Annotated in this window: 21 protein-coding genes; 9 read left to right on the forward strand and 12 right to left on the reverse strand. The window is 73.1% G+C overall.

Features of this window, described 5'->3' with window-relative positions; translation table 11 throughout:
* Positions 1-40: 40 nt before the first annotated feature.
* Entirely contained in the window at positions 41-1033 is a 993-nt protein-coding gene (rfbB, locus tag GD970_RS05095; RefSeq protein WP_152201589.1) for a dTDP-glucose 4,6-dehydratase, read from the reverse strand.
* Positions 1034-1331: 298 nt separating this feature from the next.
* Here rfbB and GD970_RS05100 point away from each other — a divergent pair, with 298 nt between their 5' ends.
* A complete protein-coding gene (locus GD970_RS05100) occupies positions 1332-3500 on the forward strand; it encodes an N-acetylmuramoyl-L-alanine amidase (RefSeq protein ID WP_152201591.1) in 2169 nt (722 codons plus the stop codon).
* A gap of 61 nt (positions 3501-3561) precedes the next feature.
* On the opposite strand, the gene GD970_RS05105 is transcribed toward GD970_RS05100, so the two are convergent.
* The 5 genes from GD970_RS05105 to GD970_RS05125 are packed head-to-tail and all read right to left on the reverse strand — an operon-like array spanning position 3562 to position 7794.
* Positions 3562-4182, reverse strand: a complete 621-nt coding sequence (locus GD970_RS05105; RefSeq protein WP_152201594.1) for a dTDP-4-dehydrorhamnose 3,5-epimerase family protein — start codon at positions 4180-4182, stop codon at positions 3562-3564.
* Positions 4183-4236: 54 nt separating this feature from the next.
* A complete protein-coding gene (locus tag GD970_RS05110; RefSeq protein WP_152201596.1) occupies positions 4237-4737 on the reverse strand; it encodes a DUF2304 domain-containing protein in 501 nt (166 codons plus the stop codon).
* The gene (locus tag GD970_RS05115) at positions 4734-5465 is read right to left on the reverse strand and encodes a glycosyltransferase family 2 protein (protein WP_152201598.1); all 732 of its coding nucleotides are present in this window, start codon (positions 5463-5465) and stop codon (positions 4734-4736) included. Before GD970_RS05115 ends, GD970_RS05110 begins: the two co-directional genes overlap by 4 nt.
* A gap of 44 nt (positions 5466-5509) precedes the next feature.
* On the reverse strand, positions 5510-6487 hold the full coding sequence (locus GD970_RS22050; RefSeq protein WP_211489777.1) for a glycosyltransferase family 2 protein: 978 nt from the start codon (positions 6485-6487) through the stop codon (positions 5510-5512).
* 44 nt (positions 6488-6531) lie between these two features.
* Positions 6532-7794 carry a hypothetical protein gene (locus tag GD970_RS05125; RefSeq protein WP_152201600.1) on the reverse strand — a complete coding sequence of 421 codons (1263 nt, stop codon included), beginning with the start codon at positions 7792-7794 and terminating at the stop codon, positions 6532-6534.
* A gap of 171 nt (positions 7795-7965) precedes the next feature.
* On the opposite strand from GD970_RS05125, the gene GD970_RS05130 reads away from it, so the two are divergent.
* Together GD970_RS05130 and rfbD are read left to right on the forward strand one after the other, a co-directional pair.
* A complete protein-coding gene (locus GD970_RS05130; RefSeq protein ID WP_152201603.1) occupies positions 7966-8898 on the forward strand; it encodes a glycosyltransferase family 2 protein in 933 nt (310 codons plus the stop codon).
* On the forward strand, positions 8895-9740 hold the full coding sequence (gene rfbD, locus GD970_RS05135; RefSeq protein ID WP_152201605.1) for a dTDP-4-dehydrorhamnose reductase: 846 nt from the start codon (positions 8895-8897) through the stop codon (positions 9738-9740). The genes GD970_RS05130 and rfbD overlap by 4 nt, the downstream gene beginning before the upstream one ends.
* Positions 9741-9744: 4 nt before the next feature.
* Here rfbD and GD970_RS05140 read toward each other — a convergent pair whose 3' ends face one another.
* Together GD970_RS05140 and rfbA are read right to left on the reverse strand one after the other, a co-directional pair.
* The gene (locus GD970_RS05140) at positions 9745-11406 is read right to left on the reverse strand and encodes a M23 family metallopeptidase (protein ID WP_152201607.1); all 1662 of its coding nucleotides are present in this window, start codon (positions 11404-11406) and stop codon (positions 9745-9747) included.
* A gap of 140 nt (positions 11407-11546) precedes the next feature.
* Positions 11547-12410 carry a glucose-1-phosphate thymidylyltransferase RfbA gene (rfbA, locus tag GD970_RS05145; protein WP_152201610.1) on the reverse strand — a complete coding sequence of 288 codons (864 nt, stop codon included), beginning with the start codon at positions 12408-12410 and terminating at the stop codon, positions 11547-11549.
* 62 nt (positions 12411-12472) lie between these two features.
* Here rfbA and manA point away from each other — a divergent pair, with 62 nt between their 5' ends.
* A complete protein-coding gene (manA, locus tag GD970_RS05150) occupies positions 12473-13681 on the forward strand; it encodes a mannose-6-phosphate isomerase, class I (RefSeq protein WP_152201612.1) in 1209 nt (402 codons plus the stop codon).
* A gap of 160 nt (positions 13682-13841) precedes the next feature.
* On the forward strand, positions 13842-15929 hold the full coding sequence (locus GD970_RS22055) for a S8 family peptidase (protein ID WP_211489778.1): 2088 nt from the start codon (positions 13842-13844) through the stop codon (positions 15927-15929).
* A gap of 24 nt (positions 15930-15953) precedes the next feature.
* Here the strand turns inward: GD970_RS22055 and GD970_RS05160 are convergent, their stop codons facing one another.
* On the reverse strand, positions 15954-16850 hold the full coding sequence (locus GD970_RS05160; protein ID WP_152201615.1) for a glycosyltransferase family 2 protein: 897 nt from the start codon (positions 16848-16850) through the stop codon (positions 15954-15956).
* Positions 16851-17134: 284 nt separating this feature from the next.
* On the opposite strand from GD970_RS05160, the gene GD970_RS05165 reads away from it, so the two are divergent.
* Positions 17135-18376 (forward strand): polysaccharide biosynthesis protein, encoded by a 1242-nt coding sequence (locus tag GD970_RS05165; RefSeq protein WP_152201617.1) that lies wholly within the window; start codon positions 17135-17137, stop codon positions 18374-18376.
* A gap of 7 nt (positions 18377-18383) precedes the next feature.
* Here the strand turns inward: GD970_RS05165 and GD970_RS05170 are convergent, their stop codons facing one another.
* Both GD970_RS05170 and GD970_RS05175 read right to left on the reverse strand, forming a co-directional pair.
* Positions 18384-18764: a DUF2304 domain-containing protein gene (locus GD970_RS05170; RefSeq protein WP_152201620.1), complete on the reverse strand. Its 381-nt coding sequence runs from the start codon at positions 18762-18764 to the stop codon at positions 18384-18386.
* Positions 18765-18794: 30 nt separating this feature from the next.
* Positions 18795-19478 (reverse strand): glycosyltransferase family 2 protein, encoded by a 684-nt coding sequence (locus GD970_RS05175; RefSeq protein ID WP_226925174.1) that lies wholly within the window; start codon positions 19476-19478, stop codon positions 18795-18797.
* A gap of 97 nt (positions 19479-19575) precedes the next feature.
* Here GD970_RS05175 and GD970_RS05180 point away from each other — a divergent pair, with 97 nt between their 5' ends.
* A complete protein-coding gene (locus GD970_RS05180; RefSeq protein ID WP_152201625.1) occupies positions 19576-21678 on the forward strand; it encodes a DUF6541 family protein in 2103 nt (700 codons plus the stop codon).
* A 39-nt stretch (positions 21679-21717) separates the two neighbouring features.
* Here the strand turns inward: GD970_RS05180 and GD970_RS21490 are convergent, their stop codons facing one another.
* Entirely contained in the window at positions 21718-22587 is an 870-nt protein-coding gene (locus tag GD970_RS21490; protein ID WP_193314884.1) for a TIGR03089 family protein, read from the reverse strand.
* Between the two features lie 480 nt (positions 22588-23067).
* Here GD970_RS21490 and GD970_RS05190 point away from each other — a divergent pair, with 480 nt between their 5' ends.
* Both GD970_RS05190 and GD970_RS05195 read left to right on the forward strand, forming a co-directional pair.
* A complete protein-coding gene (locus GD970_RS05190) occupies positions 23068-23316 on the forward strand; it encodes a WhiB family transcriptional regulator (protein WP_193314885.1) in 249 nt (82 codons plus the stop codon).
* A 14-nt stretch (positions 23317-23330) separates the two neighbouring features.
* On the forward strand, positions 23331-25342 hold a 2012-nt coding region (locus GD970_RS05195; RefSeq protein WP_152201629.1), incomplete at its 3' end, for a glycosyltransferase.

Consider the following 25342-nt stretch of genomic DNA (forward strand, 5'->3'; position numbering starts at 1 on the left):
GCCGGCCCCCACCGGTCCTCCAGGTACGAGAGGGTGCGGACTACTGTCCCGCCGCGGCGTACTTCGCCTCCGCCGCCGCCTTCTGCGGACGCCACCACTCCTCGTGATCGCGGTACCAGGCGATGGTGTCGGCGAGGCCGGCCTCGAAGTCGGCGAACGTGGGCTCCCACCCGAGCTCGGTGCGCAGCCGCGTGCTGTCGATCGCGTAACGAAGATCGTGGCCGGCGCGGTCGGCGACGTTGTCGTAGTCGTGGCGGTCGCACCCCATGAGCTCGAGGATCAGCTCCACGACCTCCCGGTTGCTCTTCTCCCCGTCGGCGCCGATGAGGTAGGTCTCGCCGATGCGGCCCTTGTCGATGATCGTCCAGACCGCGCGGTTGTGGTCGCGCACGTGGATCCAGTCCCTGACGTTGCGGCCGGCGCCGTAAAGGCGGGGCCGGACGCCGTCCAGGAGGTTGGTGATCTGGCGGGGGATGAATTTCTCGACGTGCTGGAAGGGGCCGTAGTTGTTCGAGCAGTTCGAGATCGTGGCCGCCAGCCCGAAGGAGCGCACCCACGCGCGAACCAGGAGGTCCGAGCCGGCCTTGGTCGACGAGTACGGGCTGGAGGGGTTGTACGGCGTGCGCTCGGTGAACCGCGCCGGGTCGTCGAGCTCGAGGTCGCCGTACACCTCATCGGTGGAGATGTGGTGGAGGCGGGTGCCGTGCCGGCGCACGGCCTCGAGCAGGGTGAAGGTGCCGATGAGGTTGGTGTGGACGAACGGGGAGGGATCGAGCAGCGAGTTGTCGTTGTGGGACTCCGCGGCGAAGTGGACCACGACATCGGCCTCGGCCACGAGCGGGTCCACCACATCAGGGTCGGCGACGTCGCCCTCGATCAGGCGCACGTTCGGGATGTCGCCGAGCGATCCGGCGCTGCCCGCGTAGGTGAGCTTGTCGAGCACGGTGACGTCGGTCCCGGGGCGCTCCTCGACGGTCTGGTGGACGAAGTTCGCGCCGATGAAACCGGCACCGCCGGTGACGAGCAGCCGCACGGACTCTCCCTCGTTCTGGCCGCCTCGCGGCGGCGGGATCTACAGATGCACACCCAGCGTAATCACTGCGCTGAGGCAGGCGCGGCCGTGCCACGTTGGCGGCGCGGTACGCGCGAATTGCCGCACCGGTCTTGCCCTTATTGCCGACCATTTCCGAGTCACCAGGGTACGTTCGTATCGGACGCCGGGGGGCCGTCCCGATCGGTGCACTTCCCCCACCGACAACCGCATGGAATGAGCAACGCGCATGGCACCGCACACCTTTGGCATTTCTCTGGTCATTTCCTCCCTGGTAGGCGTGAGCCTCGTGGGCGCGCCCGCACAGGCCGACGCGGAGGAGTCGACGCCGGCCCCGTCAGCCGTCACGGTGGTCGGCCTGACCGGCGGAACGAGCCAGCTCACGAAGATCGCCCGCGACGGTCTCGAGCGGCTGGACGACACGGCCGGGACGGGGGCGGACCTGCCGACCGCGCCCGGCGCCGAGTCGCCCACTTCCGACCCCGCGGCCACCAGCCCGGTCGTGGGCGCTGCGGCAGGGCACGGCGGTCCGATGTCCGCGGGCGTGCCCGTCGTCATCCCCGCCGCGACCTCGTCGACGGAGGCCGAGGCGGCCGACGTCCTCCTTCTTACGCCTCCGATGGAGACGCAGGAGTTCTACGTCGCCGGCGTCACCTGGGACCGCGACTCCTCCGAGGGCGGCTTCCAGGTGTTCCTGCGTGCCAGGCAGGACGGCGAGTGGCTGGAGTGGACCGAGCTCGACGTCGAGGCGGCCCTGGACGAAAGCACGGGCACCGCGGGCACGGACCCCTACGTGACCGGTGGGGCCACGGCCGTCCAGGTGCAGGTGAGCGGCCCGGAGGGCTCCCTGCCGGACAACCTGCAGCTCAGCCTCATGCCGAGCAACCCGACGGAGTCGGACGAGGTCGTGACAGAGGAGGGCGACGACGTCACCTACCTGCCGGAGGAGGACGCGCCGTCGGACGTGGCCGACCCGGTGGCGTTCGCCGACGATACGACGTTCGCGCTGCTCGGGGGCCCCGCCGGCGGGTTCGCCGTCGCCGATGTCGCTCTCGACAGCGCGGGACCGGCTCCGGCGAGCTCTGCGCCGACGGCGATGCCGACGTCCGTTGCCGCGGCCGCCGACGCGGCGACGACGGTGGTCCCCGCCGCTCTCACCGGCGGTGTGCAGGCCGCGGCGGCAGCCAGGCCGACCATCATCAGCCGTGCCGGCTGGGGCGCGGACCCCGCGCTCATGACCTGGACACCCACCCGAGCCGCGCTCAAGGCCGCGGTCGTCCACCACACCGCAGGAAGCAACAACTATACGGCGAAAGAATCGCCGGGCATCGTCCGCGGCATCTACTACTACCACGCCAAGGGAAACGACTGGGGCGACATCGGGTACAACTTCCTGGTCGACAAGTACGGTCAGGTCTTCGAGGGGCGGACAGGGTCCCTCGGCGCGCCGGCCGGCACGATGACCGTCGGGGCACATGCCAAGAACTTCAACACCGGCACGCTCGGCATCTCCGCGATCGGCGACTACACCAAGGTGAACGCCCCACAGGTCATCCTCGATCGCATGGCCGCGGTCATCGCCTGGCGATTCTCCGACGCCGGCATCGACGTGCGCACCGCGAGCGGAATCACCTCTCCGGGGACCGCCGCCACCCCGGCAGGACGAAACCTGCCGAGGATCTTCGGTCACCGCGACGTCGGTTCGACGACGTGCCCGGGCAACGACATCTACGGTCGGCTGGGGTCGCTCACATCCGCGGTGGACAACCTCATGGGCCAGAAGATCTACCTCAACAACAAGTTCAGCGGGTACTCCGACGTTGACTTCCGGTTCGGTGCGCGCGGTGCGCAGATCCTCGTCGGCGACTGGAACGGCGACGGCAGGGACACCCTGGCCGCTCGCGAGGGCAACCGCTTCATCGTGACCGACGAGAACAAGGACCGCGCGGCCACCCGCACCATCTACTACGGCAACCCCGGCGACGAGATCTACATCGGCGACTGGGACGGGAACGGCACCGACACCTTCGCCGTCCGTCGCGGCAACCAGTTCCACATCCGCAACTCCATGACCAGCGGCCAGGCGGACCGGGTGATCTACTACGGCAACCCGGGCGATGAGATCCTCGTGGGGGACTGGGACGGGAACGGCACCGACACCTTCGCCGTCCGCCGCGGCAACCAGTTCCACATCCGCAACACCCTGACATCGGGGTACGCGGACCGGGCGTTCTACTACGGCAACCCGGGCGACGTCATCCTCGTGGGGGACTGGGACGGGAAGGGCACCGACACCTTCGCCGTCCGCCGCGGCATCCGCTACCACATCCGGAACTCGCTGACGTCGGGCATCGCGGACGTCGTCGTCGACTACGGCAACGCCGGTGACCGCACCATCGTCGGGGACTGGGACGGCAACCGCACCACCACGCTCGGGGTCGTCCGCTGAGAGAGGTGCCCGGCCGCTCCGGAGAGCGGCCGGGCATCGTCCCGGCGGGAAGGGGGCGGCGTCAGCCGCGGCGCAGCGCGGCGGTGAAGCCCGTCGCCTCCGCGTAGGCCGGGAGGAGCCCCTGGGCCGCCGCGTCCCGGAGGGAGGGGGCCGCTGCGTCCTTGTCGGAGAGCTGGAGGGTGAGCGGCCGGCCGCGCCGGTCGGTGGTCGGCCAGGTGATCGCCAGCTCCTCCGACAGCGGGTGCACCCCGTGCTCGCGGGTAGGGGCGTACGGCTCCGAGCACAGGTACATCACGGTCGAGCCGTCCTCGAGGGCGCAGAAGGCGTGGCCGAGGCCCTCGGACAGGTAGACCGCGCGCCGGTCGACGTCGTCGAGGAGGACCGCGTCCCAGGTCCCGAACGTCGGAGAGCCCACGCGGATGTCCACGACGACGTCGAGCACCGCCCCCGTCGGGCAGGTGACGTACTTCGCCTGGGAGGGCGGCACGTCGGCGAAGTGGATGCCGCGAACCACCCCGGCCGCGGACACGGAGCAGTTGGCCTGCTTGGGCTCGAACGGGTGCCCGACCGCGTCCTCGAACGCGGACTGCGTGAACCACTCCAGGAACACGCCCCGGGCGTCGCCGTGCTGGCGCGGGGTGATCTCCCACGCGCCGGGGACCGCCAGCTCTCGAAAGTCCATGGGTATCGCTCCTCGCTTCGGTTCGGTTGCGCCCGCGGCTCCGGCCGTCAGCGCTCAGGTCGTGGCGTCCCCGTCGCGGGCGGCATCGGTGTCCGGCGCCATGGTCGCGCGATCGGTGTCCGGGACGATGGAGGCGCGGTCGGTGTCCGGCGCGACGGTGGCGCGGTCGGTGTCCGGCGCGACGGTGGCGCGGTCGGTGTCCCCCGCGATGGCGGCGCGGAGCTCCTCGATCTCCAGGCGTGCGATGGCCACTTCCTCGGCGATGGTGCGGCGCTGTTCCTCCACGGACGACATCGCGGTGCTCAGGTGCACGCTGACGAGAAGCAGCACGAGGACGGCGCAGGCGAGCAGCATGTTCGACGGTGCCTGGAACCCGAGCAGGTCGGCGACCCGGAAGGCGATCTTGGGTAGGACGCTCAGCACGAGGACGACGGCGCCCAGAGCGAACCACAGGGTTACGTACTTCTCCCGGATGCGCCGCGCCCTGAGGAGGTGCAGGAGGTAGCCGGCGAACAGCAGGGCGGCGAGGACCGGCAGCAGCTGGTAGAGGGTCACGAGACGTCTGACCTTTCCTGGCTGGGCCGGGTCAGCGCCACGGCCAGCGCCATGAGAGCGCGCATGAGGAAGATCCCGGCCTTGAGCGGGGAGTGCGAGGGCGTCCCGCCCGCGCGGGGCCGCATCGCTACCGGCACCTGGCGCACCGCGAGCCCGTGCCGCGCGGCGATGACGAGCGCCTCCACGGTGTCGCCGAGGTACTCGGCGGGGTAGTCCTGCGAGAAGAGCTTGATGGCCCGACGCGAGCAGGCCTTGAAGCCGGAGGTGGTGTCGGTCAGCCGCGTGCGGGTGACCCGGCTGAGCACCGCGGCGAGGAACTTCATGCTCCACCGGCGAGGTCCACGCGCCTCGTAGGTGCCCACGCCGGCGAACCTCGCACCGATCACGACGTCGGCGCCCTCGGTCTCCAGGGCCTCCAGGAGGAGCGGGATCTCCGCCGGGTCGTGCTGGCCGTCGGCGTCGACCTGCACCGTGCGGCTGTAACCCTTCCGGTCGGCATAGACGTAGCCGGCGCGCATGGCGCCTCCGACCCCGAGGTTCAGCGGCAGCTGCAGGACCTTCGCCCCCGCCGCCGCGGCGACGGCGGCAGTCGCATCGGTCGAGCCGTCGTCGACCACGAGGATGTCTGCGCCCGGGACCTTCTGCAGGAGCTCGGTGACGACGCCGGGGAGCGGGATCTCCTCGTTCCAGGCGGGCACGATGACGAGCAGGTCGGGTGCGGACGGCATGTGCGGGGGGTTCTTCCTACGGGTTGACGGCAGTGGCGGCCGGGTCACAGGGCGTATCGACGTCGGGCGTACCGGCGGTAGACCGAACGGTAGAGCGACGGGGCCGCCTTGAGGAGCAGCCCGGCCGCGGCGTAGTCCGGACGGGCGCGGACGGTCGCGAGGAGGTCCGGCACCCGCAGGTGCCGGGCGCACCGGCGGACCGCCGCCGTGTCCACGGTCGAGACCCGGGGCGCCGTCATCGAGCTCTGCGCGCACACGAGCATCGAGAGCACGCACAGGCAGCGCATGGCGGACCGCACCTCCGGGCCGTCCACCTCCGGGTTGAGCGTCTCGGCGACGTGCGCCATCGCGCGCTCGACCTCCTCCGGCGACGCCGGACGGCCCCATGTGGCCGACAGGTCGTTCACGCGATAGAGGTACAGCGGCTCGGAGATCACCCGGCTGGCTCGGCCGTAGGAGTGGTAGGCCACGGTCGTCGCCAGGTCCTCGTAGCGGCGCAGCCCCTCCGGGAAGGGGACACGGCGCGCGACCTCCCGGGACACGACGGTGCCGCCCGCCAGCCCGGAGATCCGGTCCTGCATGGCGCGGACGGTGGCCTCCCGGCGCTCGAACCGCCCCGGCGTGCCGGGGGAGACGGGGACCCGGCTGCCGTCGGGGTGGACCATCGCGTGGCCGCAGACCACGACGTCGACCCCGTCGGTCATGGCGCCGCCGACCGCCGCCAGGAAGGTGGGCTCGACGGTGTCGTCGGCGTCGAGGAAGGCGATCCACGGGGCACGCGCCGCCGCGATCGCCGTGTTCCGGGCGGCGGCCACGCCGCGGTTGCGCTCGTGCTGCACCAGCCGCACCCGCGGGTCGTCGATCGCCGCGACCGCGGCGGCGGAGCCGTCGGAGGAGCCGTCGTCGACGACGACGATCTCGAAGTCCTGGTCCGTCTGTTCCAGCACGCTGCCGATGGCGTCGGAGATCGTTCCGGCGGCGTTGTACAGCGGGATGACGACGCTCGTCCTCGGCGCGGTCATGCGATCGAGGTCCTGAGGTTCGTCGAGGTGGGCACGGGGGGAGTCTAGACGGTCCTGCGAACGGCCCTGCGGATGGCGGCGGCGTGCACGGCGATGCCGCAGACCGGGCCGACGACCAGGCTGACGACGACCCGAGTCTCCAGCCCGAGCGGCAGCAGCAGCATGGCGAGAGAGACCACGACGGCCACGGACCACCCCAGGACGTAGGCGACGTGACGTCGCAGGGCCAGGGCGACGGCACCGGCGAGCACGAGCACGGCGAGCACGCCGGCGGCGAGGGTCAGGCTGGCGAGGACCTGGCCGGCCACGCGATAACCGCCACCGAAGACGAGCTCCATGAGCGCCGGCCCGACGGCCGCGGCGAGCGCCGCGCCGGCTGCGGCGACGGCCAGGATGAGACCGGCCGCCTTGACCAGCGTCCGGGTCGTCCGGCGGGGTGCCTCCACCACCTGGGTGATGACCACCCCCTGGAAGGCGTTGAGCGGGATGAGCAGCGGCGCGCGCGTCATGGAGACGGCCAGGATGAGCGGAGCGGCGCCGGCGTAGACGAGGGGCTCGGTCGTGAGCTTGACGAGGGTGGGAAATCCCACCATGAGGATGCCGTTGGCGCCCGCACCTGCCATGGCCCCGAGCAACCGGGCGACGTAGCGCCCGGTGTCGGCATCGGCGCGCAGCCGCCACACCGGACGCGCCGGCGCGAGGGCGAGGGTCAGCACGAGCCAGGTCACGCCGGCCGCCGCGGTGGCCGCCTCCAGGCCGAGGAGCCCCGCCCCCAGCAGGACCGCGGCGGCCACGAGGAGGAGGCGGACGAGGGGCTCCGCAGCCGAGAAGAGGGCGAACAGGCGCCAGCTGCCGCGCCCGGCCAGGCTTCCCGTCGTGCCGCCCTGTCCGGCCGCGCCGAGCATCCCGGCCGCCAGCAGCGCCACGGCTGCGCCCGCGTCGGCGTGGAGGATCCGCTCCCCGCCCACGCCCGCCACGAGCGCCATGACGAGGGCACCGAGGAGGCCGACGGCGACGGCGATGAGCATGACCCGGGGCCGCCGCCGTCCATCGGACGGAGCGACGATCGCCGCCCGCACCGCCCGGGTGGTCTCGTTCTGCAACCCCGTGGCGAGCGCGTACCCGGCAAAGAGGAGGGACCAGAAGGCGAGGAAGTCGGCGTTCTGCGCGGGGGTGAGGTGACGGGCCGCCAGGACCTGGACGGCCAGCCCGGCCAGTGCGGCGATCGCCGCGGCGGCCGCGACCCCGGCACCCCCGGCACGGCCGACGCGGCGGTCGGTCGCCGGCGGCGCGGCAGGATCAGTCATCAGCACTCCAGGTCGGGGACCTCGATAGTAGCCGCGCGTGACGGCGCGCCCGCCGGCGCCCGGCCGGGCCACCGTGGCGGTGCACCCCCGGGTCTCGCACGCTCGTTACTGTGGGGCACCAGGTGCGGGCGCCTGCCTGCTGTTCCCTGGGCGAGAGGACTGAGGTCTCCGGTGGTTCTGGACATATTCGTGCCCTTCTACGGCGATCCGGAGGTCCTCCTGCTGGCCGTCGAGAGCGTCCGGCGCCAGGACAGCGGTGACTGGCGTCTCACGGTCGTCGACGACTGCTATCCCGACACGACGGTGGGAGAGCGGGTCGCGGCCCTGGGGGACGACCGGGTCAGGTACGTGCGCAACGAGACGAATCTTGGGATCACAGGGAACTTCGCCCGCTGCGCCGAGCTCGCCACCGCGGACCGCGTCGTGATCATGGGGTACGACGACGTGCTGCTCCCCAATTATGTCTCCACGATCGCCGCGGCGCACGAGGCGTATCCGCAGGCCGACATCATCCAGCCGGGCGTGCGCGTCATCGACGAGACCGGCGCCGACTCCTCCACGCTGGCGGACTGGGTGAAGCAGCACGTCGTCAGGCCACGTGGGGATGGTCGCATGCTGCTCTCGGGCGAGCGCCTGGCGGCCTCGCTGCTGCACGGCGACTGGCTGTACTGGCCCTCGCTGGCCTTCCGGCGCGAGACGCTCCAGGCGGTGCCGTTCCGTGCCGGGCTGGCCGTCATCCAGGACCTGGCGCTCGAGATCGACATCGTGCTCGCCGGCGGCACCCTCCTGTACGAGCCCACCGTCTGCTTCGCCTACCGCCGCCACACGAGCAGCGCCTCGTCCGCCAAGCTGCTCGGGGCCGCGAAGTTCACCGGGGAGCGGGAGTACTTCACGCTCGCGGCCGCCCTCTTCCGGCGGCGCGGGTGGCGCAGGGCCGAGCGCGCGGCGCGGTTGCACCTCACCTCCCGCGCCCACGCCCTCACGCTGCTGCCCTCCGCCCTCGTGGCGCGGGAGACGGCGACGACGAAGGCGCTCCTGAGCCACGCGTTCCGACCCCTGCAAAGGCGCGTCGCGCCGACCAACCCCAGCGAGGTGGCCTCATGACCCGGTGGCTGGTCGTGGGCGGCACCGGCATGCTCGGCCGCGACGTGGTCGCGAGGCTCGCCGGGCAGGAGGTGCGCGCGGTCGGCAGCGCGGAGGTCGACGTCACCGACCCGGCCGCCGTGGACGACGCCGTCGCCGGCTCCGACGTGGTGGTCAACTGTGCGGCCTACACCGCCGTCGACGCGGCGGAATCCGACGAGGGGCAGGCCTTCGCGGTCAACGCGGTGGGCCCCCAGCTGCTCGCGCGTGCCTGCGGAGCCGCCGCGGCGCGGCTGGTGCACGTCTCCACCGACTACGTGTTCGACGGCGCGGCCGACCGGCCGTACGAGGAGGACGCGCCGCTGCGGCCGCGGTCCGCCTACGGCCGGACGAAGGCCGCGGGGGAGTGGGCCGTGCGCGCCGGCCTCGCCGACCACCTGGTCGTGCGGACGGCGTGGCTGTACGGCGAGCACGGGTCGTGCTTCCCCAGGACGATGGCCCGGCTCGCGGCCGACCGGGATGAGCTGCGGGTGGTCGACGACCAGGTCGGCCAGCCCACTTGGACCGCCGACGTGGCGGACCTCATCGTCCGGCTCGTCGCGGCCTCGGCACCCAGCGGGACCTACCACGCGACCTCGTCCGGCAGCACCTCCTGGCACGGCTTCACACGCAGCGTGATGGCGGCGCTGGGCAAGGACCCCGACATGGTCCGGCCGACGACGTCCGCGGAGTTCAGCCGGCCGGCCCCGCGTCCCGCGTACTCCGTCCTGGGCCACGGCGCCCTCCTGGCAGCCGGCGTCGCCCCCATCGGCCGATGGGACGAGCGCTGGGAGGTCGCGGCGTCGGCCGTCCTCGGCCGCTGAGCGGTCACATCCGGTACAGCGTGAAGGTGTCGGTGCCGTCGCCGTCCCAGTCGCCGACGAACGTCTCGTCGCCGGGGTTCCCGTAACCGAACGCGACGTCCGCCACGCCGCTGGTCAGGGAGTTCCGCAGGTGGAACCAGATGGACCGCTGAACCCCCAGCGTGTCCGTGCCGTTCCCGTCCCAGTCACCGACGAGCACCTCGTCACCAGGGTTGCCATAGGAGAAGGCCAGGTCCGCGTAGCCGGAGGTCAGGGTGTTCTTGACGTGGAACCGGTTGCCGCGGCGCACGGCGAAGGTATCGGTGCCGTCGCCGTCCCAGTCGCCCACGAGGATGTCGTCGCCGGGATCACCGTAGGTGATGACCCGGTCCGCGTAGCCGCTGGTGACGCTGTTCTTGATGTGGAACTGGTTGCCGCGGCGGACGGCGAAGGTGTCGATGCCGTCGCCATCCCAGTCCCCGACGTAGAGCTCGTCGCCGGGGTTGCCGTACTGCACGAGGCGGTCCGCCCCGCCGGTGGTCAGGGAGTTGCGGATGTGGAAGGCGTTCCCGCGGCGGACGGCGAAGGTGTCGGTCCCGTCGCCGTCCCAGTCCCCGGCCAGGAACCGGTCGTAGTACTCCCCGAAGTCGAAGATGCGCGTGGCCGTCGACCGGAAGGAGTTGGCGACGAAGAACCCGGACTCCACACCCTGGCTCACGCCCTCCTCCATGCGGAAGTCCCGCCCGTGCACCCAGCCGGCCCGGCCCGAGGTGTGCACCTGGTACCAGTCGTCCTGGAACGAGACGACCCGGTCCAGCGCGGTGCCCGGGGCTAGCGTGGCGAGCGCCCGGGTGCCCGCACCCGGGCCGCCCCGCAGCGTCGTCGTCCGCGTGACGGTGCCCTCCGGCACGCCGAGGCGCTCGGGCGAGACGTTGCCCGCCGGCGCCCAGCCGGAGACACCCGCCGCACTGACGGCGATGAAGTCCCCGGTCTTCGCTCCCGGCGTGGACGACATGGGCGTGTGGTTCCCCACGGTGGCCACCACGGGGGACGAGGCCGACGGGGCGGACCGGATCGGCGTCGACCCGACCGCGTAGTACGTGCAGGAGGCGGGCGGCGCCCAGGGCATCGCCCGCGTGGCGGCCGCGGCCAGGTCGATGCCCCGGCCACGGAACCAGCCGACGGGCTCGACGGTGTTGCGGCCGTCGGGGGTGTCCAGCCAGATCTCGAGGTGAAGGTGCGGCGCCGTCGACACACCGGTCGACGAGACCTCCGCGATCTTCTGGCCGGCATTCACGTGCCAGCCCTCGCGGACGAAGGCGTCGGCGTCACGGACGTGGGAGTAGCTGCTGTAGACCCGGCGCCCGTCGATGGTGTGCTCGATGAGGATCCACTGGCCGGCGACGGCGTCCGGGCGGGTCCGGACCACCGTGCCCGGCGCCACCGAGACGATGGGGCTCCCCTCGGAGGCGCCCAGGTCGACCCCCTTGTGGAAGGTGGAGGCGAGGACCGTGGGGATGCACCGTGGCCCGTAGTGCGAGGTCAGCGCGTACCCGTCACGATCGAGCGGGCCGCTGAGGCTCCCGGCGCGCGGCGTCGCCCCGGTGGCCGCGGGGCCGGCGAGCGCGAGGGCCGGGGCCAGCAGGGCCGCGGCCAGGTAGGGCCAGGATCGACTTCTCGGGGACATGCCTGCTCCTCGGGGCCTCCCGTGGCCCCAGGCGGACACGGGCCCCGCCACGAGGCGCCCCCGCGGCGAGGTTACGGACGATATCCGTTTGGCCCCGGCGGGCGCAGGCGACCCGCCGGGCGGCCCGGAGGCGTCCCGCGCTACTCCGCCAGCAGGCCGAGCAGGTACTCGCCGTACCCGGACTTCCGGAGCGGCTCGGCCCGACGGCGCAGCTCCTCGTCGGTGAGGAACCCGCGCCGCCACGCGACCTCTTCCGGGCACCCGATCTTCAGGCCCTGTCGCGCCTCGACGGTCCGGACGAACGCGGTCGCGTCGGCCAGGGAGTCGAACGTGCCGGTGTCCAGCCAGGCGGTGCCACGGGGAAGCACCTCGACCTTCAGGCGGCCCTGGTCGAGATAGGCGCGGTTGACGTCGGTGATCTCGTACTCGCCCCGGGCCGACGGCTGCAGGTTCCGCGCGATCTCCACCACGTCGTTGTCGTAGAAGTACAGCCCCGGTACGGCGTAGGAGCTCTTGGGTCGGACGGGCTTCTCCTCGAGCGACACTGCGCGGAACTGCTCGTCGAACTCCACCACCCCGTATGCCGTGGGGTCGGCGACGTGGTAGGCGAAGACGGCGCCGCCGTCGATGTCGTGGAAGCGACGGAGGGTCTGGCCCATCCCGGGCCCGTAGAAGATGTTGTCCCCGAGAACGAGGGCCGCCCGGTCCGTCCCGATGAAGTCGGCGCCGAGGACGAAGGCCTGCGCCAGCCCGTTGGGGCTCTCCTGCACCTGGTAGGAGAGGGAGATGCCGAACTGCGAGCCGTCGCCCAGGAGCCGGCGGAAGGACGCGGCGTCGTGGGGGGTGGTGATGACCAGGACGTCCCGGATACCGGCGAGCATCAGGGTGCTCAGCGGGTAGTAGACCATCGGCTTGTCATACACGGGGACGAGCTGCTTGCTGACGCCTTGGGTGATCGGGTGCAGCCGGGTACCGGATCCTCCCGCGAGAATGATTCCGCGCATCTGTCCAGTGTCACCCTTCCTCGGCGTTACGGTGGCGTTACGACGATAATGGAGGGACGGCGGTGCAGAGGCTTCGGGGTGTGGGGCGTGACTACGCGTGGGGCTCGACCGAAGCCATCCCGGCACTGCTCGACGAGCCCGCCACCGGCGAGCCGGTCGCCGAGATGTGGTTCGGCGCGCACCCGGCGGGCCCTGCCCACGTGGTCGGACGCGGTGACGGCGTGGCGAGCGACCTCCGGTCCATGATCGCCGCGGACGCCGCCGGCACGCTCGGAGAGGACGTGGTCTCCCGCTTCGGGCCGCGTCTGCCGTACCTCCTCAAGCTCATCGCGCCGGCCCGCCCGCTTTCGTTGCAGGTACACCCCAGTCTCGAGCGAGCCCAGGAGCGCTTCCGGGCAGAGGATGCCGCCGGGATCCCCCGGGACGCGCCCGAACGAAACTACCGCGACCCGAACCACAAGCCCGAGCTCGTCTATGCGCTGACGACGTTCGAGGCGGTGTGCGGCTTCCGGGCGCCGCGCCGCGCCGCCGAGCTGTTCGCGAACCTCTCCGCGCCCCTGGCCAGGGACCTGCGGGCGGTGCTGCGGCAGGATCCCACCGCGGCCGGCGTGCGCACCGTCTTCACCTCCCTGCTCGACGAGAGGACCCGGCCGTCCGCCGAGGAGGTCCAGGCCGTGGCCCGGTCGTGCGCGGGGCGCCTGCGCGACGGGTCGCCGTCGCCGCGCGCCGACCACACCGTCGTCATGCTGGCGGAGGCCTATCCCGGTGACCCTGGGGTGGTGGCATCGTTGCTGCTCAACCCGGTGACCCTCCAGCCCGGCGAGGCGTTGTTCGTCCCGGCCGGCGGCGTGCACGCCTACCTCTCGGGCCTGGGGGTCGAGGTCATGGCGTCCTCCGACAACGTGCTCCGGGCCGGGCTCACCACCAAGCACGTCGACGTCGCGGAGATGCTCGAGTGCGTCGACTACGTCGCCGCTCCGCCCATCCGTCCGGCGCCGGAGATCTTCCATGGCGCCACGCGCGTCTACTACGCGCCCGTGGACGACTTCGAGCTTTCCGTGACGCACCTCTCCGACGGCGCCGACGACGCCGGCCACCCGCTTCCAGGGCGCGGGCCCCGGGTGCTGCTGTGCCTGGACGGGGTGATCAGCGTGGCGACCGGCGCCGAGCTGCTCACGCTCGCCCGTGGCGACGCCGTCTTCGTCCGGGCGGACGAGGGACGGCTCACCGTGCGCGGTGTCGGCACGCTCGTCCAGGCAGACGTTCCCTGACCTCGCGGCCCTGGCATCGCACCGCACCCCGATGCGGGTGCGCACCGGGCCGGCCTTCATTGGACGACACCCGTCCGATCTGGGTCTACGCTGGCGTCGCGCCACGGACGGACCGTCCTCGCGCCGGCGTAGTCCGGGCCCCTGCTGATGCGCTGATCGGATGGGAGAAACCATCATGATGCGTGGTTCTGGTATCTCACGCGTCGCGCGCCGTCTCGGTGCGGTATGCGGCGCGGCCGTCCTGGTTCTCGCCGGCTCCTCCGCGGCGGCGAAGGACGAGGTCGGCGGCGACGTCGAGGAGCTGATCGTCGCGTACGAGCCCGGGGTCCCCCCGACGGCCGCGCCCGGTGTGCCGACAGGCGCCGATGCCGTGCCGGACACGGACTTGCAGACCGGCGAGCCGCTGGGCCTCGGCCTCCACACGGTCGAGCTTGGCGAGGCCATGAGCGCGGACGAGGCCGAGGCGGTCGCCGCGGAGCTCGCCCGGTCGCCCCAGGTCCGGTGGGCCGAGCCGGACGTGGCCGTGTCCGTGCCCGAACCGGCGGCCGGCCCCGACGGCGTCCCGGGGTTCCGTACCGTCGGTGACATCACGACCACCGCCCAGCAGGCGGGAGCGTCCTGGGGGCTGGACCGCATCGACCAGCGTTTCGGCCTCGACGGGACCTACAGCTATGAAGACCCCGGCGGGGGCGTCACCGCTTATGTCGTCGATACCGGCATCCGCGCCACGCACCGGGACTTCACGGGCCGGGTGCGTGCGGGGTTCGACGCCGTGGGCGACGGCCAGGGCACCGGCGACTGCAACGGGCACGGCACCCACGTGGCGGGCACCCTCGGCGGGACTGTGTACGGCGTCGCCAAGAGCGTCAGCCTCGTGCCCGTGCGCGTGCTGGACTGCGGAGGGTCGGGTGACGTCTCGGACGTCATCGCGGGCGTGTCGTGGATCGTGTCGCACCATGCGTCCGGCGTGCCGGCCGTGGCCGTGATGAGCCTCGGCGGGCCTGTCAGCGCCGCTCTGGACGCCGCCGTGGAAGCGCTGATCAAGGACAACGTCACCGTCGTCGTCGCCTCGGGGAACGATGGCGTCTCGGCCTGCGACTCCAGCCCGGCGCGCGTGCCCGCGGCCATCACGGTCAACGCCTCCACGAGGGCGGACGTGCGGGCCGCCTACTCGGACTTCGGGTCGTGCACGGACGTGTACGCCCCCGGCACCGGGATCGAGTCCGCCTACTTCACCTCCGACACGGCCGCGGCGCTCGCGGACGGTACCTCCATGGCCGCTCCGCACGTTGCCGGGGTGGCCGCCCGGCTCCTGGAGGGCGCTCCCACGATGACGCCCGGCCAGGTGGCGGCGCGGATCCAGGGCACCGCTACGCCGGTGGACCTCATGCCCGGCCGAGCGGACGATCCCAAACGGCTCGTCTATGCGGCGCCGAACCTCTTCCCGCCGGCGCCCGCGCCTGCCCCCGCGCCGACGCCGGCGCCCGCCCCCACGCCGAGGCCGGCGCCTGCCCCCGCGCCGACGCCTGTCCCCGCGCCGACGCCTGTCCCCGCGCCGCAGACCGCCCCGGCCACGTGGGGCTTCTTCCTCAACAACCGGTTCTCCGGCAACGCCGACGTCCACTTCACCTACGGCAACCCGGGCGACGAGGTGCTGGTGGGGGACTGGGACGGCAACGGCACCGACACCGTGGCCGTGCGGCGCGGTGCCACGTTCTATATCCGCAACTCCAACAGCTCCGGCCCCGCGGATCGCGTCATCACCTACGGCAACCCCGGGGACGTGGTGCTGGTGGGGGACTGGGACGGCAACGGCACCGACACCTTCGCGGTGCGCCGCGGCAATGTCTTCCACATCCGGAATTCCATGACGTCCGGCCCCGCGGACCGCGTCGTGATGTATGGCAATCCCGGGGACGTCGTGCTCGTCGGGGACTGGGACGGCAACGGCACCGACACCTTCGCGGTGCGGCGCGGCAACGTCTTCCACGTCCGTCACTCCATGACGTCCGGGATGGCGGATCGCGTGGTCATGTACGGCAATCCCGGCGACGTGGTGCTGGTGGGGGACTGGGACGGCAACCGCACCGACACCTTCGGTGTGCGCCGGGGCATCGACTACCACCTGCGCAACTCGATGACCTCCGGGATGGCCGACGTGGTGGTGGCCTACGGCAACCCGGGCGACGAGGTGCTGGTGGGCGACTGGGACGGCAACCGGACCGACACGCTCGGCGTCCGCCGCTGAGAGCCGTTCGGTCCCGGGCCGGGCTCACGGCCGGAGCGTGTGCCCGAGCAGGGTCATCGCTGCGGGCCAGGTCCGGCGGGCGATCGCTCCCGGCAGCAGCGTCGCGGCGTGCATCCGCGAGGTGAGATGGAGGCGGGCGGCGCGCTCGGCACGCCTCCATCCCCTTCGACGGAAGGCTGCCGCGCGGTCCTGAAAGAACGCGAGCTCCTCGGTGAAGCGGCGGCCGTCGGCGGCCCTGACCGACGAGTCGCTCCGGCGGTGGCGGCGATACTGGAAGCAGGGCGCGTCGGTGACGAGGAGCGTCCCGCCGTCCGCGATGATGTCCAGGGCCAGCGCGAGGTCCTGCACGACGTCGTACTCGGCCCGGAACGGGTGCCGGCGGACGCGGTCGGAGCTCCAGGCGACCGACGGGAAGTAGAGCCAGTTGCCGGTGAGCAGGCTGACGGCCGCGGCCTCCCCCGTCAGGGTGGCGGCCGTGGCCTCGCCCACCGCCCGGCGCCGGAGCCAGCCCTTCACCTTGTCGCCGGCGGGCTCGTACACCGACCCCCGCTCGTCGATGACCTGGACCCCCGGCTGGACGAGATCCACGCCCGGGGCCGCGAATGCCTCCCGTACCGTACGGACGTACCCGGGGAGCATGACGTCGTCGGCGCCCATGAAGACGGTGATCGGATGCTCCACGAGTGAGGCGCACCTGCGGAAGTTGGCGTTCGCGCCGAGATTGGACTCGTTGCGGAGGTAGACGACCCTCGGGTCTTGTTCGGTGAGTCGCGCGAACTGGCCCGGGACGCTGGGGTCGGGGTATCCGTCGTCGACGACGGTCAGCCGGAGATCGGGGTCATCCTGGCGCAGCACGCTCTCCACCGCGGCATTGAGCAGGGCGACGTCGCCGTAGTAGGGCAGCATGATGTCGATCGTCATCGGCACGGTCCTCGGGAGAGCGGACGTATGGGTGAGCGACGAGCGAGGCCAGTCTTTCGGCGCTGCCGCGGTCCCGTCCAGCGAATGACCCCGCACGCATCCCGCGCCTCGTCATTGCCACCGGGTGGCGGCTGGGGACTGAGCCGACGGTGAGCGGGCCAGACGTGCCCGGGCACCACCAGCGGGCCGGTGGGCCCCTTCGGCCCGGGCCTCGCGACGCCACCGTCGTGCCGGCCGTAGGCACGGCGGGCACACCCAGGGGTGGGCCGGTGGTGCCGGGTGGAATGCGTGCCGTTGCCGTGGCGACGGTGTTCGCGGCCCTCTCCGGCTACGCGATCCTCGTCATGGCGGCGCGCAGCCTCGGCGCGGCCGACTACGACGTCTTCGCCGTCTTCTGGGCGGCGTTCTTCGCGTTAGGCGGCGTGGTGAACGGCCTCATGCACGAGACGACGAGAGCGGTGAGCAACCTTCGCCGTCCGCTGCCGCCGGGCCAGGGGGCCCTGCCGGTGGCGGCCGGGGCGCTGGTCGCTGCGCTCGTCGCGTCCGTCGTGGTGGCGGGCGCGCCGGTCTGGGCGCCGCGGATCATCCCGGACCACACCAGCCTCGGGACGGCGCTCCTGGCGACCGGCATCGCCTCGTTCACCCTCCAGGGCGTCCTGTGCGGGGCGTTGTCCGGCGTCGCGCGATGGCGGTGGTACGCGGTGGTCCTCGCGGTCGACGCGGGGCTGCGCCTGGCTGCGGCCGGGGCGGCAGTGCTCCTGGACCGGGCCGAGACGGGCCTCATGGTCGCCACCGTGGTCGGCACGGCGACCTGGCTCCTCATGGTTGCGCTCGTCCCCTCGGCGCGGCAAGCGCTCCGGCTGCGGGTGCCCCTGCCGCTCACCGGTCTGCTGCGCAGGGCCGCGCAAGCGATGGTCGCCGCGTCCGCGACCGCCGTCCTGGTGGTCGGCTTTCCCGTCCTCCTCCAGGTCACCGCACGCGATGCGGCGCCGCCGGTGGTCGGCGGGCTCGTCCTGGCCGTCACGCTCACCAGGGCTCCGCTGCTCGTGCCGCTGACGTCGTTCCAGAACGCGATCGTGGTCCACTTCGTCCGGCGGCAGTCGATGGGCGCCCGCGCGCTGCTGGGGCCCGTCCTCGGAGTGCTGGCGGTGGCGGCGCTCGGTGCGGGTGCCGCCTGGCTCGTCGGTCCCAGGATCTTGGCGCTCATGGGGGAGGGGTTCGACGTGCCGGGGCCGACACTGGCGGCTCTCACCGCCGGTGCCGGGACGACGGCGGCACTGGTCGTCTCGGGCTCGGCCGCGCTCGCCTTCGAGCGGCACTCCGGCTACATGATCGGCTGGTGGGTCGCCACCGGCGTCGCCGTGACGGTGCTTCTCCTGCCCGCGCCGCTGACAGGACGCGCGATCGCGGCGCTGCTGGTGGGCCCGCTGGTGGGACTCGTGTGGCACGCGGCGGTGATCGCCAGGGCGGGACAGGACAGGTCCTACGCGCCGGCGCCCGCCTCCCGCGACTCGCAGCCCGACTGAGAGGTCTTCATCGTTGCTCCGTTGCCGGCCGTTCCCCCGGACGGCGTGCCTCATCCGAAGCGACTCGGCGGGCCTCGTCCAGAGCGAGTCGGCGGGCGAGCACGGTGAGCTTTCGCTCCAGCTCGTTCAGCCGCCGGTACGTGGTGGCGATGAAGCTCAGGAAGGCCACCACGAGGGTGTAGAGCACGAGGTCGGCCCCGCGACCGACGCCGAGGTGGTGGGCGAGCCATGACAGCCACTGGGGGAAGAGGACCGAGAACATGGCAAGAGCGACGAAACCGACGAGGAGGAGGCGGCGGATCGCCTGGTGCCGTGCCCCGCCGCTTGCGCGAAGCCCGATCACGGCGAGACCGGCGAAGGCGGCAACGAGCAGGACCTGGATCCACATCGATCTGCCCTCCTGTAAAAAGACGAGCACCTACTTGAAGACGAGCTCGACGAGGATGTTGACGGCGTTGAGCAGCGACTGCCCCTTCTTCCTCGAGTAGTCCGTGTAAAGCACGTGACTCGGGTGCTCTCGCCAGGGCAGTCCCGTGGCGGCAAGCTGCTCGACGATCTCGCTCGCGTGCGCCATACGGTTTTGGGTAAGGCGGAGCTGCGCGGCCGCGTCCCGGCGGATGACCCGGAGACCGTTGTGTGCGTCGGTGAGCCGTAAGCCGGTGCGCCGGCTGCCCATCCGCGCCACCGCCTTGAGTACCAGGCGCCTCAGCGCCGGCATGCTGGTGCGGCGGTCCAGGAACCGCGAACCCAGGACGATGGCGAGGTCCTCCCGCTCCGCCAGCTCCACCATGGCCACGACGTCGGCCACCTGGTGCTGACCGTCGGCATCGAAGGTGACGACGTATCGGGCGTCGGTCTGCTCGAGCACATAGGTGATGCCGGTCTGCAGGGCGGCGCCCTGCCCGAGGTTGATGGGGTGGCGCACGACGACGGCACCCGCCTGCTCGGCCTGCGCCGCCGAGTCGTCCGCGGACCCGTCGTCCACGCAGACGACGTGCGGGAACCACGCCCGCGCCTGGCGCACGACGTCGCCGATGACCGGTGCCTCGTTGTACAGCGGAACGACAAGCCAGGTGTTGGCAACGGGTGTCGTCAATGGCACGTGAGGAGTGTTGCAGGATCGGGCCGGCGGCGCTTCCGTTTCGCGCTGTCCAACGTTCCGGTGCGCAGCGGACCACCCTCTGGGTACCGTGCCAGCCATGGCTTGGTGGGGGATGGCCGCTGCCGCCGCCGCGATGGCGGTCCTCGCCTTCGCGCCCGGCTGGCTCTGCCTTCGTCTCCTGCGCGTCCGTGGGCTGGTCGCCCTCGCCGCGGCCCCGAGCGTGACCATGGCGGTCTTCGCCGTCGCGGCCGTCCTCTACGACGACGTCGGGGTCCGCTGGACGTTGCCGACAGCGCTCCTGGCGGCCCTGGCCGCGGCGCTCGCCACGGCTGTGCTGGGGTGGCTCGTCAAGGACAGGTCCTCCCTCAACGGAAGCCGGGTGCGCCTCGAGGCCCCGCACCTGTCCACCGGTGAGCTCCGTCCCGATGCGGGCCCCGGGGAGTCTCCTCGGCCGGGCGCCTCGGTCCTCACGCCCGGCGCGGCCGGGCCGCTGCCCCCGGCGCGTGCGGCCGCGCTGCCCGCCGCGCGCGCGGGCGCCGTCGTCGCCGCCGTCGGGCTGGCCATCCTGCCCCTCGCCCTCGGCATGCGGCACCTGAGCGCCCCGCTGCAGTCCTGGGACGGGATCTTCCACGTCAACGCCCTCGCCCTGGTGCGCGAGACCGGCAACGCCTCGAGCCTGGGCGGGCTCGCGCCGATGTACCCGCTGCACGACGCGAACTACTACCCGGCCGCCTGGCACGCGCTGGTCTCGGTCGCCCCGGGCCTCAGCTCGGTCGTGGTGGCGGCCAACCTGTCGACCCTCGTCCTCGTCGTGCCCTGGATCCTCGGGATCACCGCGCTCGCCACGGTTGCCCTGCCCCACCGGCCGCGGGTCTCGGTGCTCGCGCCGCTCTTTGCCGCCACCTACATCGCCTTCCCGGTCGTGACGGTGACGGTGCAGGGGCAGTGGCCCTACGGCGCCTCGGTGGCGCTGCTGCCCGGCGCGGCCGCGCTGGTGCTGGCGGCGCTGCGCCCCGGCGGTGCCCGGAGTCTCTCCCTGATCCTCGCCGCCGCCGCGGCGACGGCGGGGGTCGCGCTCGCGCACGCGACCAGCGTGTTCAGCCTGGTGGTCCTGGTCGGGCCGTGGATCGTCTTCGGCGCCGTCCAGCACGAGCGCCGGCGGTGGCGGGCGGGTCGTCGTCGCGAGGTGGTCCGCGACGGCGTGCTCGCCGCGATGGGGCTGGCGATCGTCGTCGTCGTCCTCAGCCAGAGCAGCCTGTTCGGCTCCGTCGTCGGCTTCAACCGGCGCTACTTCGGCTCGCACGCCGCGGTGTTCTTCAACGCGCTGCGGGACAAGGCGGCCTTCGGTCGGTACCCCGCGTCATGGGTCGGGAACCTGCCCGTCGCCGGGTTCGTGATCGCGGGGACGGTGCTGACCTTCCGCCGGCGGGAAGGTCGCTGGCTGGCCGGCGCCTGGGCGTCCTTCCTCCTGCTGTGGGTGATCGCCGGCGGCTCCCCGCCGTTCCTGCGGTGGCTGGCCGGCCCGTGGTGGACCGAGCCGTCCCGGCTCGCGGCGCTCGCCATCATCCCGGCGTCGCTGCTGGCCGGGCTCGGGGCCGACGCCGCGCTGCGCGCCGGGGCCGAGCGGGCCGCGCGCCTGCCCGCCTCGACCTCGGCGGCCCGACGGGCCGTGCCGGTGGGCGTCGTCGTGCTGGCGATCGTCGCGTCCCTGGCGATGGGAACGCGGCTGGGCACCAAGGAACGCATCGTGGCGTCGGCGTACGTGCCGGGCAGGATCACCTACGGCACGGTCCTGGACGCCGACGACGCGGCGGTCCTCGCGCGCATGCCGCAGACACTCCCGCCGGACGCGGTGGTGCTCGGGGACCCGGCCGGCGGCGCCGCCTACGCCTACGCCATCGGCCACCGCCACGTCGTCTTCCCGCAGCTCACGGTGGCGGCCATCAGGTCACCGGACCCGCGCGAGCCGCACGTGTTCCTCGCCATGCACTTCAACCAGCTCCACCAGGACGCGCGGGTGTGCGACGCCGTGCGGGCGGTGGGGGCCACGTACTTCTACCAGGACACGGCCGGGGACGCGCAGGGCGACAAGGTCTCCGACACGACCCTCGGCCTGCGCAACGTCGACACCTCCCGCGGGTTCGAGCTGGTGGACCGCTCGGGCACCGTGTCGCTCTACCGGATCACCGCGTGCGGGTAGCCGCCGGCGCGCTCGCGGCCCGTCCCTGACCCCGAGCCGCTACCAGCGCTCCTGGACCCGCTCCTCGCTGGCGATCCGGTCCATCGTCTCGGCCCGCGTGCCGGGCTCGACGAGCACCAGCGACCCGCCGGCGTGCCACACCGCCAGCGCGTGCTCGAGCAGCTCCTCGAGGGTGTCCGGGCACAGCAGCACCCGGGCCGCGGTCGGCTCGTCGTCGTCCTCGAGGTCGTCCAGGTCGTCCAGGGCGTCGAGGTCGTCGTCCCCGAGGCCCGCGTCCTCGTCGTCGTCCTCGACCAGGTCGTCAAGGTCCTCGACGTCGTCCAGCTCGTCCTCCGCGGCGCCGCCGGCCCAGCCGCGCAGGTCGGCGAAGGTCGCCTCGACCTCGTCGCCGACCAGCGCGACGTCGTCGTCCTCCGGCTCGCTGACGTAGCCGAGGTGGTCACCGAAGCTCATCAGCTCGGCGGCGGCGTCGACGACGCCGGAGGGCAGCTCCTCGCCGTCCCACTCCATCGCCAGCGCCGGCAGGGCGACGGCGAGCACGAGCTCGGCGGCGTCCTCCCCGGGCGCCTCGCCCGGCCGGTGGGTGACGACGACGTCGGGGCCCTCCTCGTCCTCGAGGACGTCCTCGGCCGAGGGCAGCACCACCCGGGCGCCGCAGGTCCACGACGCCAGCGCCCAGACGGCGGCGCGCCAGTGCACGGGCAGGTCGAGCACGACCGTGGTGCCGGGCTCCGCGTCGGCCTCCTCCACGAGGAGGTTGGCCGCCTTGGTGACCCAGTTGGCCAGCACCCGCCCGGAGAGCTCGGTGCGCTCGCCGTCGGTGCCGTACCAGGTGAGGCGCGGGCTGGAGGTGTCGCCGCGGGTGAACGTCGCGAGGAGCTGGCCGGGAAGCGTCTCGGGGAGGCTCATGACGGCAAGACTAAAACGGCCGGGGGAGCTGTGGGGGCGTTGTCCGGACGGGTGTGACTGGAGATCGGCGCGGCCCGGTCGCGCTCGCGGGGGCGGCGTGCGAAGCACCCACCTGAGCGACGACGTGCGCTGCGCCCACGGCGAGCGCACCGCAGCCACCGTGACGGCACCCGGCGCCCCCGCAGCGACGACGTGCGCCGCACCCGGAGGGCGACCTATAACGGAATGACAATTCCCTCATATATCCGCACGTCAGGCCGATGCTGAGAAGTGACACGCCGCGCGACACGCCGTTACGGTGCTTTCGGTCACAAATTCTTCGTCCATATAGCACCGATCCGCTTGACGCCGACGGATGACACGCGTGTAATTCTCTCAGTGAAGTCATCCGAGCGAGGGGAAAGACCTGTGTGGAACATTCTCGGTGATGGTCCGCTGACCGCGACCGTCTCGGCCCCCGCCTCGCTCGGCGGTGACGTCCTGCACCTGCTCACCGGCGACGACGAGGGCGTCCTCGCCTGGCAGGACCGCGCGCTGTGCGCCCAGACGGACCCCGAGGCCTTCTTCCCGGAGAAGGGCGGCTCGACCCGCGAGGCCAAGCGGGTGTGCACCTCCTGCGAGGTGCGCTCCGAGTGCCTCGACTACGCCCTCGCCAACGATGAGCGGTTCGGCATCTGGGGTGGCCTCTCCGAACGCGAGCGACGCAAGCTCAAGCGCCGAGCGGTCTGAGGCGCCCGCCCGCAATGGCGGCTTCGCAGTTCCCCACGCGTCACCAGCCGGTCCGACCCGCCACGCTCGCCGTGGTGGTCAGCGCCGGCGTCTCCACGTACCTGCCCCGTACCCTCGCCGGCCTGGCCGCCCAGACGCACGCCCCTGACGTCGTCCTCCTCGTCAACGTCGGCGCCCCCGGCCGCGACCTCGGCACCGGCATCCCCATCCACGAGGCCGTCGCCGACGCCGGGCTCGAGGCCGTCACGCGGGTGCGCGTCGTGCGCGCCCCGGACGCCGCCACCTTCGGCGACGCGGTCAGGCAGGGCCTGGCCGAGTACGCCGCGCTGATCGAACGCGCCGCCGAGAAGGCCCGCCGCCGCGGCCACGACCTCAGCCGCACCGGCACCCGCTCGCGCGTCCTCGCGGGCACCGGCTGGTCCGGCGTGACCGGCGAGCTGACGCCGGTCACCACCGGCGAGATCCGCGCCGTCGGCGCCCTTGGCCTCGAGCCCGACCGGCAGGCCCAGCCTGAGTGGCTCTGGCTGCTCCACGACGACTCTGCCCCCGCCCCGGCTGCCCTCGACCAGCTCCTGCACGCCGCGGAGTCGGGCCGGTCCATCGCCATCGCCGGCCCCAAGCAGCTGGACTGGAACGAGCCGGACCGCCTCCTCGAGGTCGGCCTGCGCACCACCCGCACCGGCCGCCGCGTGGCCGACATCGAGCCCGGCGAGATCGACCAGGGCCAGCACGACCACCGCGAGGACGTCCTCGCCGTCGGCACCGCCGGCGCTCTCGTGCGCCGCGAGGCCTGGACCCGGCTCGGCGGCACCGACCCGGCGCTGGGCCCGTTCGGCGACGGGCTGGACCTCTCCCGCCGGGCCCGCCTGGCCGGCCTGCGCGTCGTCGTCGTTCCCACCGCCGTCGTCCACCACGCCCGCGCCTCCTACCTCGGCCTGCGCGGTCCCGGCCTGCGCGGGACGGGGCCGACGACGCCGGGGGAGACCCCGGCGCCGGACACCCGCCGCTCCTACCAGGCCCGACGACGCGCGCAGGTCTACAACGCCCTGCTCGCCGTCCCCGCCGCCCTGCTGCCCCTGCTCGCGCTCGGCTTCCTCGTGCTCGCCCCGCTGCGGGCCCTCGGCCGCCTGGCCACCAAGGAGCTGCACCTGGCCGGGCCCGAGCTCACCGCGGTGCTGGCCGTGCTGGCCCGCCCCGCGGCGCTGTGGCGCGCGCGCCGCGCGGCCCGCCGCACCCGCCGCATCCCCGCCCGCTCGCTCGCCCCGCTGCAGGCCACCGGCAAGCAGATCCGCGCCGCCAAGCGCGACGCGCGCCGCCAGCTCGCCGCCGCCCGCCGTGCGGCCCAGGCCCCCAGCGAGCTCGAGCTGACCGAGCGCGCCGCCCTCGCCCGGCGCCGCCGGGTGACCCTCGCGGTGGTCTCGGCCGTGCTGGTCGCCGTGGCGCTCGTGGTCTTCCTCCCCGTCGTGCTCGACGGCGCCCTCACCGGCGGCGCCCTGCTGCCCGCCGACGCCTCGCTCACCGAGGTCTGGCACGCCGCCCGCTCGGGGTGGATCCCCGCCGGCGACGGTGAGCCCGGCCCGCCGGACGCGCTGCTGCAGGTCCTCGCGGTGCTCATGCTCCCGGTCGCTGCCCTGGGCGGGGACGCCAACGCCCTCGTCGCCGCGCTCGTCCTCGCCGCCGTCCCGCTCGCCGGCCTCGGCGCCTGGTTCGCCGCCGGCGCCGCCACCCGCTCCGTGGGCCTGCGCGCCTGGGCCGCGCTGGTCTGGGCGCTCGCCCCGACGCTGCTGATCGCCCTCGGCCAGGGGCGCCTGGGCGCCGTCCTGGCCCACCTCGCCCTGCCCTGGGTGGCCCTGGGCCTGGCGCGGACGGTCGGGGTCGAGCGCCGCGACGTCGTCGAGCCCGGGCTCGTCGGCGCGCAGCGCACCGCCCTGGCCCGGCGGCGGGCCGCGGAGGCGACCGACGCCGCCGAGGGCGTCGGCGGTCTGACGGCCGGCGCCGCCGCACGCCCGCACGCCGCCGCCGGGTC

It is taken from the genome of Georgenia thermotolerans, from assembly GCF_009193185.1.
Classification (GTDB): Bacteria; Actinomycetota; Actinomycetes; order Actinomycetales; family Actinomycetaceae; genus Georgenia; species Georgenia thermotolerans.